Source organism: Rhodobacter calidifons (assembly GCF_011174775.1).
Taxonomy (GTDB): Bacteria; Pseudomonadota; Alphaproteobacteria; order Rhodobacterales; family Rhodobacteraceae; genus Tabrizicola; species Tabrizicola calidifons.
On record NZ_JAANHS010000054.1, the window covers coordinates 1 to 759 of the forward strand.

1 protein-coding gene is annotated in these 759 nt (G+C 67.7%); it reads left to right on the forward strand.

The genetic code is table 11. The features are described 5' to 3' along the window. The first annotated feature begins 26 nt into the window (after positions 1–26). Positions 27–716 (forward strand): response regulator transcription factor, encoded by a 690-nt coding sequence (locus tag G8O29_RS18175; RefSeq protein ID WP_166404597.1) that lies wholly within the window; start codon positions 27–29, stop codon positions 714–716. The last annotated feature ends 43 nt before the right edge of the window (positions 717–759 follow it).

A 759-nucleotide genomic window follows, 5' to 3' on the forward strand; every position in this document is an offset into this window, starting at 1 on the left:
GGAACCGATCCCGAAGGCAGAAGACCATGGTTCCGCATGCTGACCTCCGCCCGCTGCACTCTGCCCTGATCGTGGACGACCATCCGCTGTTCTGCGACGCCCTGTCGATGACGCTGAAATCGGTGGCGGGGATCGAAGAGATCGAGACGGCGGACCGGCTGGAGACGGCGATCCACCGCGTCGATCTGAGCCCGGCGCCGGATGCGATTGTCCTGGACCTGAACCTGCCGGACGTGAACGGGATCGACGGGCTGATCCGGCTGCGGCAGGCGGCGGGCGAGGTGCCGGTGCTGGTGGTGTCCTCGCTGGCGGACAACCGGGTGATCGGGGCCTGTCTGGCCGCCGGAGCTGCGGGGTTCGTGCCGAAGCATTCGCACCGCGAGGTATTCCGCGCGGCCTTCGACGCGCTGCGCGAGGGCAAGCGGTTCCTGCCCGAAGGGTATGAGCCGGTGCCGGAGGGCAAGACGCGGGGCTCGGCGAAGGAAGAGGCGATCGGGCGGCTGGCGCTGCTCACGCGGCAGCAGGCGAAGATCCTGCAACTGATCTGCGAGGGGCTTCTGAACAAGCAGATCGCCTATGAGCTGTCGATCGCCGAGACCACGGTGAAGGCCCATGTCACCGCGATCATGCGCAAGCTGGGGGTGCAGAGCCGGACCCAGGCGGTGCTGATCGCGCGCGAGACCAATTTCTCCAGCCTGATGCCCGAGGACGGCTGAACCCGCCCGCGACACCTGCGCAAATCCCTTGCCCGATGGCGCG

Excerpts from the sequence above, each read along its gene's own strand:
- G8O29_RS18175 (WP_166404597.1), top strand. The coding sequence starts at position 27 with ATGGTTCCGCATGCTGACCTCCGCCCGCTGCACTCTGCCCTGATCGTG.